Annotated in this window: 7 protein-coding genes; 5 read left to right on the forward strand and 2 right to left on the reverse strand. The window is 64.0% G+C overall.

Going from position 1 to position 10411, the window contains the following annotated elements:
* Positions 1-11: 11 nt before the first annotated feature.
* Both ACMNI9_RS04315 and ACMNI9_RS04320 read right to left on the reverse strand, forming a co-directional pair.
* Positions 12-4607, reverse strand: coding sequence for an acyl-CoA dehydratase activase-related protein (locus ACMNI9_RS04315; RefSeq protein ID WP_418831001.1), 4596 nt, complete (start codon positions 4605-4607; stop codon positions 12-14).
* Between the two features lie 66 nt (positions 4608-4673).
* On the reverse strand, positions 4674-5306 hold the full coding sequence (locus tag ACMNI9_RS04320) for a TetR/AcrR family transcriptional regulator (RefSeq protein ID WP_114566470.1): 633 nt from the start codon (positions 5304-5306) through the stop codon (positions 4674-4676).
* Positions 5307-5613: 307 nt separating this feature from the next.
* Here ACMNI9_RS04320 and ACMNI9_RS04325 point away from each other — a divergent pair, with 307 nt between their 5' ends.
* The 5 genes from ACMNI9_RS04325 (at position 5614) to bioA (ending at position 10335) form a co-directional block, all read left to right on the forward strand.
* Complete coding sequence (locus ACMNI9_RS04325) at positions 5614-6585, forward strand: biotin--[acetyl-CoA-carboxylase] ligase (RefSeq protein ID WP_418830997.1); 972 nt, start codon at positions 5614-5616, stop codon at positions 6583-6585.
* Positions 6578-7186, forward strand: a complete 609-nt coding sequence (locus tag ACMNI9_RS04330) for a biotin transporter BioY (RefSeq protein WP_418830999.1) — start codon at positions 6578-6580, stop codon at positions 7184-7186. The genes ACMNI9_RS04325 and ACMNI9_RS04330 overlap by 8 nt, the downstream gene beginning before the upstream one ends.
* A complete protein-coding gene (bioB, locus tag ACMNI9_RS04335; protein WP_418831000.1) occupies positions 7183-8169 on the forward strand; it encodes a biotin synthase BioB in 987 nt (328 codons plus the stop codon). The genes ACMNI9_RS04330 and bioB overlap by 4 nt, the downstream gene beginning before the upstream one ends.
* Before the next feature lie 63 nt (positions 8170-8232).
* Complete coding sequence (gene bioD, locus ACMNI9_RS04340; RefSeq protein WP_216529000.1) at positions 8233-8925, forward strand: dethiobiotin synthase; 693 nt, start codon at positions 8233-8235, stop codon at positions 8923-8925.
* A gap of 66 nt (positions 8926-8991) precedes the next feature.
* Entirely contained in the window at positions 8992-10335 is a 1344-nt protein-coding gene (gene bioA, locus ACMNI9_RS04345) for an adenosylmethionine--8-amino-7-oxononanoate transaminase (RefSeq protein ID WP_216528999.1), read from the forward strand.
* Positions 10336-10411 lie beyond the last annotated feature (76 nt).

A 10411-nucleotide genomic window follows, 5' to 3' on the forward strand; every position in this document is an offset into this window, starting at 1 on the left:
GTCGGTCGGCCCTACGCCTTTTCCGTTTCGATCTCAAGCGCACCGGCTCGCTCGCACGAAGCGCACGGGCAGGTCGATCCCACGAACTCGTCGCGACTCGCGCGCGCTTGCTGCTCCTTCTCGACCAGGTTGGCTTTCGCCACGCTGATCATGAGCTTGATGCGGTTGAGCTGGTTCACCTCGGACGCGCCCGGATCGTAGTCCACGGCAACGATGTTGCTTTCGGGATAGCGGCGGCGCAGCTCCTTGATGACGGCGCGACCCACCACGTGGTTCGGCAGGCAGGCGAACGGCTGCGCGCACACCACGTTCGGCGCGCCCGTCTTGATAAGCTCCACCATCTCGGCGGTGAGCAGCCACCCCTCGCCCATCGAGTTGCACAGGCTGAGGATCTCGCTTGCGTACTCGGCCAGCTCGTAGATGTTCGCAGGCGGCTCGAAGCGGCTCGAATCGCGCAGCGCCTTCGTCACCGGAGCACGGAACTTGTCGATGAAGGCAAGGCCGATCCTGCCGCCGAGCGCGCTTTTCGCGCTGCGTCCCAGCGGGTCTTTCTGGAAGATCGACCCCGCTATGCCGAACAGGAAGAACTCGACCAAGCCGGGCACGACCGCTTCGCATCCCTCGCGCTCGATCACGTCGATGACCTGGTTGTTCGCCGTCGGATGGAACTTCACCAAAATCTCGCCCACCACACCGACGCGCGGCTTCGTTCCCTCGCCCTGCAAGGGAAGCGTGTCGAAATCCTCCACGATGCGCCGGGCCGCGCGCTTGAACTCGCTGCGCTTGAGGCCGCGCTTCAGCTGGCCCTTGCACTCGGCCATCCAGTGATCGAACAGGCGGTTCGCGCTGCCCGGCTCCACCTCGTACGGACGCGTGCGATACAGAGCCGTCATAAGCAGGTCGCCGTACAGCACGGCGTACGTGGCTTGAAGCAGCATCTTCGGCGTCACCTTGAAGCCGGGGTTGTCCTCGCCCAAATCCTTGAACGAAAGCGCGATCACGGGCACATGCGGCAAGCCCACGGATGCAAGCGCCTTGCGGATAAGCGAGATGTAGTTCGTGGCACGGCAGCCGCCGCCGGTTTGGGTGATGACGATGGCAAGTTTGTCCGTGTCGTAGCGCCCGGACATGACCGCCTCCATGATCTGGCCCGTAACCAGAATGGACGGATAGCAAATGTCGTTGTTCACGTACTTGAGGCCCGCATCCACCGCGCCGTGATCCACCGAGGGAAGCAGCTCGAAGTTGTAGCCCTCCTTGCGGAACACCTCCACCAGCAGGTCGAAGTGGATAGGAGCCATCTGAGGCGCCAGGATGGTGTAGCCCGCATCCTTCATCTCCTGCGTGAACACGGCGCGGGGGAATTCGGTCGTCGCGCCTTCGCGCTGCTTGAAGCTGGCGATGACCTCGGGCGAGGCCTTCTCCGAAAAGCTCTCGGGCACGGTGATGCCCACCGGGCAGGGGCGCGGCTTGCGCAGGGCGTCGGCGCGCTCTTCGGCTTGGTCCTTGAGCGCGGCCAGCAAGCTGCGCACGCGGATACGCGCGGCGCCCAGGTTCGACACCTCGTCGATCTTGAGCACGGTGTACACCTTGCCCGCACGTTCCAGGATCTCCTGCACCTGATCGGTGGTGAGCGCGTCCAAACCGCAGCCGAAGCTGTTCAGCTGGATAAGATCGAGGTCGGTTCGCTCGGTGGCAACCTTGGCGGCAGCGTACAGGCGCGTGTGGTACATCCACTGATCGACCAGGCGAATCGGGCGTTCGAGCTGCCCCAGGTGGGCAATCGAATCTTCGGTCAGCACTGCCAAGCCGAAACTGGTCAACAGTTCGGGAATGGCATGGTTGATCTCCGGGTCGTTATGGTACGGGCGCCCTGCCAGCACGATGCCGTGCGTGCCCGTCTGCTCCATCCACGCAAGCGTCTCCTCGCCCTTCGCGCGAATGTCGCGCTTGAACGCCTCGTCTTCGGCCCAAGCGGCCTCCACCGCCGCGTCCACCTCGGCCTGCGTGGGCGCACCCGCCGTGCCCATGAGCTCGGGATGGGTTTCGACCAGCTCCACGAACAGGCGCTTCTTCAGATGTTCCTTCTGATCATAGGGCAGCCACGGATTGAGGAACGGCACCCCAGACGTGCGCAGATCGTCCACATTGAGACGCAATGCCTCCGAATAGCTGGCAACGATCGGGCAATTGAAGTGGTTGCCCGCACCTTGGTCCTCCTGGCGCTCCCACTTCGAGCACGGGAACCAGATGAAGTCGGGACGCTTGTCCAGCAGGTTCATGATGTGACCGTGCGACATCTTGGCCGGGTAGCACACGCTCTCCGACGGCATGGACTCAATGCCCGATTCGTAGGTCTTCTTCGTGGAAGGATCGCTCAAGACCACCTGGAATCCCAGTTCGGTGAAGAACGTGAACCAGAAGGGATAGTTCTCGTACATGTTGAGCGCGCGCGGGATGCCCACCGAACCGCGCGTGGCCGTTTCGGCGGAAAGCGGCTCGTAACCGAACAGGCGATTCGACTTGTACTCGTACAGGTTCGGCACGTTTTTGCTTTCGTCGAACGTCCCGGCACCCTTCTCGCAGCGATTGCCCGTGATGAAGCGACGGCGCTTGCCCGTGCGCTCGTCTACGCCGAAGTCGTTGACGGTCAGCAGGCAGTGGTTCGAGCACGCCTTGCAGCGCACGGTTTTATGCGTGGGGGAAAGCGCAGAAAGCTGCTCGAGCGTGAGCATGGTCGATTCCAGCGCAGCAGGCGCAAGCGCCTCGTCGTCGGCCGAGCTCCACGCCGCAGCCGCCTGACCCCTGCGCTCGCGCTCGGCCATCGCCTCCTGGTACCGGTCGCGCGCAAGCAGAGCCGCGCCGAACGCACCCATGTTGCCCGCAATGTCGGGACGCACCGCGTTGACTTCGGACAACTGCTCGAACGCGCGCAGCACGGCATCGTTGAGGAACGTGCCGCCCTGCACGATGACCTTCGAACCCACGTCGTGCGGGTCGCGGATTTTAATGACCTTGAACAGCGCGTTCTTGATGACGGAAATTGCCAAGCCCGCCGCGATGTCGCCGACGGTGGCGCCTTCCTTCTGCGCCTGCTTCACGCGGCTGTTCATGAATACCGTACAGCGGCTTCCCAGATCAACGGGTCGTTTCGCCTCCACGGCAGCCTGCGCGAACTCCGACACGCTCAAGTTCAAGCCCGTAGCGAAGCTTTCGATGAAGCTGCCGCAGCCCGAGCTGCACGCCTCGTTGAGCATGATGTGGTCGATGACGCCGTCCTTCACGCGCAGGCACTTCATGTCCTGCCCGCCGATGTCCAGGATGAACTCCACGCCCGGCAGCATCTCCTGAGCGCCCCTCAGGTGCGCCACCGTTTCGATCTCGCCCGAGTCGAGGCGCAACGCCTCCAGCAGCAAGTGCTCGCCGTAACCGGTCACCGTGGCGTGGCCGATGCGCACCAGCGGCTCGCCCGTTTCGGCGTCCACCGGCATGTCGTTGTACAGGTTGGAAAGCGCCGCGCGAGCGCACCCCAGCACGTCGCCCTTGTTGCTGGCGTAATGCGACCACAGAAGCGCGCCGTCTTCCCCGATCAGAACTGCCTTGAACGTGGTCGATCCTGCATCGATGCCCAGATAGGCCGTGCCGTCGTAGGCCATAAGCTGGCCGCGACGCACCACCTCGGCATCGTGGCGGCGCTTGAACTCGCGGTATGCGGACTCGTCGGCGAACAGCGGGTCCAGGCGCACCACCTCGGACCCCTGCATATCGCCAAGATTTTTCAGGCGATCGAGCACGTCGGCCAGCAGCTCGGCCTTCACGGTGTCGCTTGCCGCGCCGGCAATGGCGCAGCCTCCCGCCACGAACAGGTGCGCGTTTTCAGGCACGATGATGTGCTGGTCGTCCAGGTCGAGCGTTTCGTAGAACCGCTTGCGCAGCTCGGGAAGGTACTGCAGGGGGCCGCCCAGAAACGCCACGTGTCCGCGAATGGGACGCCCGCACGCCAAGCCGCTGATGGTCTGCGTGACCACGGACTGGAAGATGGACGCGGCGATGTCCTCCTTGCGCGCGCCTTCGTTCAGCAGGGGCTGGACGTCGGTCTTCGCGAACACGCCGCAACGGCTTGCAATGGGATAGATGGTCGTGTGGTTGCGAGCCAGTTCGTTCAAACCGCCGGCGTCGGTGTTGAGCAAGGCGGCCATCTGGTCGATGAACGCACCGGTACCGCCGGCGCACGTGCCGTTCATGCGCTGCTCGATGCCCTGATCGAAGTAGATGATCTTCGCATCCTCGCCGCCCAGCTCGATGGCCACGTCGGTTTCGGGAATGAAGGTTTCCACCGCGGTCTTGGACGCGATAACCTCCTGCACGAATTCGATTCCCAGCCATTGGGCCAGCAGCAAACCGCCCGACCCGGTGATGGCGATGGTCATGCGCTCGTTCCCGAAATCAGCTGCGGCCTCGCTCAAAACCTCGATGATCGTAGCCCGCACGTCGGCGTGGTGACGGCGGTAGACGGAGAATTTGACGTCGTTCGCCTCGTCCAGGATAGCCAGCTTCACCGTAGTCGAGCCCACGTCGATGCCGATGCGCAGTGCGCTCTTCAGCATGGTCTCGTTCACCATGACGTTCTCCTTCGAAGGGGTTGTTTCGTCGTTTCGGTTCATCGTTTCCACCTACAATACAATCGATTCGCCCGGCTTGATGAAGAACAGCCGAACGGCGATCAGCGCCATGTCCTCCGAGCTTTCCTGCATGCCCGTCTCGATCCAGCGCATGATGACGCCCATGTACGCCGACGCGAAAAACGCCACGTAGTACCGCACAAACGGCTCGGGATCGTTGCGGTAGCGTTCGTGCAGGATAGATTGGATCAGGTTCGTGCAAACCGAGTCCCGCAGGCGCGGCGCAAAGCGCACATCGCCGCCGGGACCCAGGACGGCGTGCAGGAAGTCACCCTGTTCGCGCAGGTAATCGTACAGTTCCACCAGCAGGGGCAGCGGCCGCTTCTTGGTCTTGTGCGTCCAAAGGTAAGGAACCGTAAGGTCTTGCATCTGCTCTTGGAAATGGTCCAGATCGGCTATGACCTCGTTTTCGAGGGTAGCCAGCAAATCGTCTTTGTCCCGAAAATGGTTGTAGAACGTGCCGCGGTTCAGATCGGCTCGCTCGCACAGGTCGTTTACCGTGATGTCGTCGAAATCACGCTCTTCCATAAGCGCGACGATCGCGTCCCGCAGGGCCTTCTTCGACCGCGTAATGCGCCTGTCTTCGCAGGAGGACGCCGAGGCGTCGCCACGCGTTTCTGCCATGGAGGCACTCCTTTTAAACAACTCGATCAATAATGAACAGTTTGTTCAATAACGATATTCTATGGCTTCGCGCACGGAAAGGCAACCGGCGCGGTAGGGAGCGTCGGGCGACGTCATCGAAAAACCAAGCGTGCGGCAAGCCCCGCGCGCCGCTCAAGCATGCGGTACAACCCCGCGCGCACCCGTGCCGCACAGGAAGCGTTCGCTTCGTCCCGGCCGCATTGTCACCCGCAAGCACCGGAATTCGTTGACACGACGACCGCGCCTCCCCTACCATGCGCATACCGAGCGAACAAACGGAGGGTCGATGGGAACCAAAGAGCAGCTGCTCTGCCTGCTGGAAAGCAATCGAGAACGGTACGTGTCGGGAAAGAAGCTTGCCGAGGCCATCGGCGTCAGCCGCAACGCCGTATGGAAGGCGGCCAACGCCCTGCGTGCGGAAGGCTACGAAATAGACGCCGTCACGAACAAGGGCTACGCCCTCTCGCAGGAAAACGACCTGCTCTCGCCCCAAGGCATAGAGCGATTCCTGCCCCGAGACCACCCGTTCAACCTGATCGTCCGCAAGCTTGTGGACTCGACGAACGACGAGGCGCGCCGCCGCGCAATCGAGGGCGCGCCCGAAGGAACCGTCGTGGTGGCCGAGGGGCAGACAGCGGGAAAAGGACGGCGGGGCAAGGAGTTCTTCTCCCCCACCGCAACCGGTATCTACCTGAGCATCGTGCTGCGGCCCGCCCTGCAAGCCGATCGCGCCCAGTACCTGACCACGGCCGCGGCGGTTGCTTGCGCCCAGGCGATCGAGCACGTAGCGGGCAAGCAGGCTTCCATCAAATGGGTGAACGACATCTACTGCAACGGAAAGAAGGTGGCCGGCATCCTGACGGAAGGCGCCGTGGACATGGAGTCGGGCTGCTTCGACCATGCCGTGCTGGGCATCGGAGTGAACGTGAAGCCGCCCGCGGAAGGATTTCCCGCCCCCCTTGGCGACATTGCGGGATCCGTCTGCGATGCCGACGAAAAAGCCCTGCGCAACCGGCTGGTGGCGGAAGTGCTCGATCGGTTCTGGGGCTTGTACCGGCATCTACCCGACCGTTCGTTCTACGACGAGTATCGCCGCCGCTGCTTTCTGCTGGGCGAGCCCATCGTGATCACGCGCGACGAGTCGCGCGTGCGCGCGCGGGCCGTCGACTTGACCGAGGATTTCAAACTGGTGGTAGAGCTTCCGGACAAAACGCGCCTGGAGCTCCCGTACGGGGAAGTGAGCACCGCCCATGCCTAAGCAAGCAGCCGAAGCATCAACCCGCCCGAGCCTGGCGAACAACACGAAAGCCCGCACGCGGTCGCTTGTGCTGTGCGCGCTGTTCTGCGCCTTCATCGCGGTAGGAGCCTTCGTGAAGGTGCCGGTTCCCGTGGTGCCGTTCACCTTGCAATTCCTGTTCACCACCATGGCCGGCCTGTTGCTCGGCCCGCGCTGGGGAACGCTGAGCGTGGCGGCTTACGTTGCGCTCGGACTGATCGGCCTGCCCATCTTCGCGTCCGGCGGAGGCATCGGGTATCTGGCACAGCCGAGCTTCGGCTACCTGATCGGCTTTTGCGCGGGCACGTACCTCACGGCGCGCATCGCGTGGGCGACGCCGCGGCCCTCCATGAAGCGCTTGCTTGCCGCATGCTTCGCCGGGCTGGGCGTGGTCTACCTGATCGGCATGGTCTACTTCTACCTGATCAGCAACTTCGTCATAGGAGCCCCCATCGCGCTCGGGCCCCTTGTGCTGTACTGCTTCGTGCTTGCCGTGCCGGGCGACATCGCGCTGTGCTTCGCCAGCGCCGCGCTTGCCAAGCGCCTGCTGCCCCTGACAAGCAAAAAGCAGGGCCGCGCATGAGCGCCTTCGACCGCAACCCCATCGCCCGATGCGAACGCATCGCCGTCGAAGGCGGCGACCTCAGCCGCGACGATTTGATGGCGCTTGCCGCCGAGCCGCTGACCGACCTTGCCGCGGCCGCGAACCGCATCCGCCAAGCGCGTTGCGGCGACGACTTCGACCTGTGCAGCATCGTCAACGCCAAAAGCGGACGCTGCCCGGAGAACTGCGCGTACTGTGCCCAATCGGCCCACTGGAACGCCTCCGTTCAGGAGTACCCCTTCCAAAGCGTGGACGCCATCGTGGACCAGGCGAAGCGCGACGTCGAAGCCGGCGTGCAAAGGTTCTCGCTCGTCGCATCCGGCCAAAAGCTGTCCCCGCACGAAATCGAGCAGGCTGCAAGCGCCATAGCCGCCGTCAAACGCGCGACAGGCGTTTCCGTGTGCGCCTCGCTCGGCCTGCTTTCGCAGGAAGATTTCGCCATGCTGGCGCAAGCCGGGCTTGAGCGCGTGCACAACAACCTGGAAACCTCGCGCGCGTTCTTTCCCCATATATGCACGTCGCACGGCTACGATGACAAGCTGCACGCGATACAAGCCGCGCGCGACGCCGGGCTGGAAGTGTGCAGCGGCGGCATCATCGGGCTGGGGGAAAGCCGGGCCGACCGCATCGACCTGGCGCTCGAACTGCGCGCGATCGGCCCCGACTCCGTGCCCATCAACGTGCTGAACCCCATTCCCGGCACGCCGCTGGCAAACATGCCGCCGCTCGGGCACGACGAGGTGCTGCGCACGGTGGCGCTGTTCCGGTTCGCCATGCCCGGCACGTCGCTGCGGCTTGCCGGCGGGCGCGCGCTCTTGAGTGAAGCGGGTCGCGACTGCCTGAGCGCGGGCGCGAACGCCCTCATATCGGGGGACATGCTGACCACGGGCGGGTTCACCGTCCTTTCCGATCGGGCGATGGCCGCTTCCGCCGGGTTCTTCGTGCCCGCCCCCATCATCTGACGCACCCCGGAGCGCACCGCCCCGCGCGCGTCGAGCAACCTTCAACCAGAGACGAGGAACTGCATGGATACGACATCGCGCGGCCTGTTCGTCACCGCGACCGGAACCGACGTCGGCAAAACCTACGTGAGCGCCCTCATTTTGAAGCAGCTACGCGAAGCGGGATACGACGCCGGTTACTACAAAGCCGCCATCAGCGGCATCGAAACGGACGACCAGGGGGCTATCTCGAGCGATGCCTCGTACGTCGCCCGAGTTGCCGGGTTGGACGAGCCCCACGAGCGCTTGGTCTCCTACACGTACCGAACGGCGGTATCGCCCCATCTTGCTGCGCGGCTGGAGGGAAACCCCGTTGACCTGGACGTCGTCCAACGCGACTACGACCGCGCTCGCACCCGGCACGAGCTGGTGCTGGTGGAGGGAAGCGGCGGCATCGTCTGCCCGCTGCGCTGGGACGGCAAGCGCCGCCTCATGCTGGAGGACGTGGTGCTGAAGCTGGGCCTGGGAACCGTCGTGGTCGCCGACGCAGGACTGGGCACGCTGAACGCCCTTGCCACCACAACCCTCTACCTTGCCCAACGCGGCATCGCTTGCCACGGCATCCTGCTCAACAACTACGAAGCCGGTAACCCCCTGCACGAAGACAACCGGCTGATGGCGCGCGAGTTGACCGGGATTCCCACGATCGCTTGCATCCCGCCAGGCGCGCAGGATCTCGACTGCAGCGCTCACTATCTGGCAAGCCTGTTCAACTGACCCGCCGTCGCGCGCGGCAGATCGCGCGGCGCACCCCGCCCGCACCGACCCCGGAAAGGAATCCGCATGGCAACTTGGCAAGAGCGCGACCTCGCGCACATCTGGCACCCCTGCTCCCAAATGAAAGACTACGAGGACTTCCCTCCCATCATCATCGAGCGCGGAGAAGGCGTGCGCCTCTTCGACATCGAGGGGAAGGACTACATCGACATCATCAGCTCGTGGTGGTGCAACACGCTGGGGCATTGCAATCCCGCCATCGCCGAAGCCGTCGCCCGGCAGGCGAAGAAGCTTGACCACGTGCTGTTCGCCAACTTCTCCCACGAGGGCATCATTCAGCTTGCCGAAGAGCTGGCCGCCATCATGCCGGAAGGGCTGGACAAGTTCTGCTTCTCGGACAACGGTTCCACATCGGTGGAGTGCGCCCTCAAGATGAGCTTCCAGTACCACCTGCAAACGGGCCACCCGGAAAAGCAACGGTTCATGTGCTTCTCCGAGGGATACCACGGCGAAACCCTGGGCGCGCTGTCCGTATGCGCCGATGCCACGTACGCGGGCATGTACGCGCCGCTCATGCACCGGTCGCACGTCATCGAAGCGCCCGACTGCTACCGCTGCGCGTACGGCTGCACGCGCGACACGTGCAGCTGCGCCTGCTTCGAACATGCCGAGCAACAGTTCGAGCGGCACGGGCACGAAACGTGCGCCGTCATCGTCGAGCCGCTTCTGCAGGGAAGCGCCGGGATGCGCATGTACCCGCCGCTGTACTTGGAAAAGCTGCGAGCGCTGTGCGACCGGCACAACGTGCACCTCATCGCCGACGAAGTGGCCACCGGCTTCGGTCGCACCGGCACCATGTTCGCCTTCGACCAGGCAAGCGCCTCCCCCGACATGCTGTGCACCTCCAAGAACCTGACCGGGGGTTTTCTTCCCATGGCGGTAACGGCCGTGACCGACGACATCTACCGAGCCTTCTACGCCGACTACTCCGAAGGCAAGGCGTTCATGCACAGCCACACCTACGCCGGAAACCCCATCGCGGCAGCGGCGGCTTTGGCGGTGCAACGCATCATGCGCGAGGATCGCGTGCTCGAGCAGGCCGCTGTCAGGGCGGACCATCTGCAAAGGCGGCTGACCGAGGCGTTCGGCGAACACCCCCATGTGGGAGAGATCCGTCGCTTGGGGATGATCCACGCGCTTGAGCTGGTAGTTGATCGCGACACCAAGGAGGGTTTCGACCCGCGCGATCGCATGGGGTACCGGATCTACCGCCAAGCGCTCGATCGCGGCCTGATGCTGCGGCCCCTGGGCAACGTCGTGTACTTCAACCCAGCGCTGACCATCACCGAAGACGAGCTCGACTGCGCCGTGGAGCGCGCTCGCGGGGCCATCGGCGCCGTGCTGGGGTAAAGCCAGGGCGAAGCGCTCGCGCCATGTCGGGAAGCTCTACCACCAGTTTGAAATCCTCGGTCAAGTCGACGGCCCG

Origin of the sequence: Paraeggerthella sp., from assembly GCF_048427265.1 — a bacterium.
GTDB lineage: Bacteria > Actinomycetota > Coriobacteriia > Coriobacteriales > Eggerthellaceae > Paraeggerthella > Paraeggerthella hominis.

Excerpts from the sequence above, each read along its gene's own strand:
- ACMNI9_RS04315 (WP_418831001.1), bottom strand. The coding sequence starts at position 4,607 with ATGCTGAAGAGCGCACTGCGCATCGGCATCGACGTGGGCTCGACTACG.
- ACMNI9_RS04320 (WP_114566470.1), bottom strand. The coding sequence starts at position 5,306 with ATGGCAGAAACGCGTGGCGACGCCTCGGCGTCCTCCTGCGAAGACAGG.
- ACMNI9_RS04325 (WP_418830997.1), top strand. The coding sequence starts at position 5,614 with ATGGGAACCAAAGAGCAGCTGCTCTGCCTGCTGGAAAGCAATCGAGAA.
- ACMNI9_RS04330 (WP_418830999.1), top strand. The coding sequence starts at position 6,578 with ATGCCTAAGCAAGCAGCCGAAGCATCAACCCGCCCGAGCCTGGCGAAC.
- bioB (WP_418831000.1), top strand. The coding sequence starts at position 7,183 with ATGAGCGCCTTCGACCGCAACCCCATCGCCCGATGCGAACGCATCGCC.
- bioD (WP_216529000.1), top strand. The coding sequence starts at position 8,233 with ATGGATACGACATCGCGCGGCCTGTTCGTCACCGCGACCGGAACCGAC.
- bioA (WP_216528999.1), top strand. The coding sequence starts at position 8,992 with ATGGCAACTTGGCAAGAGCGCGACCTCGCGCACATCTGGCACCCCTGC.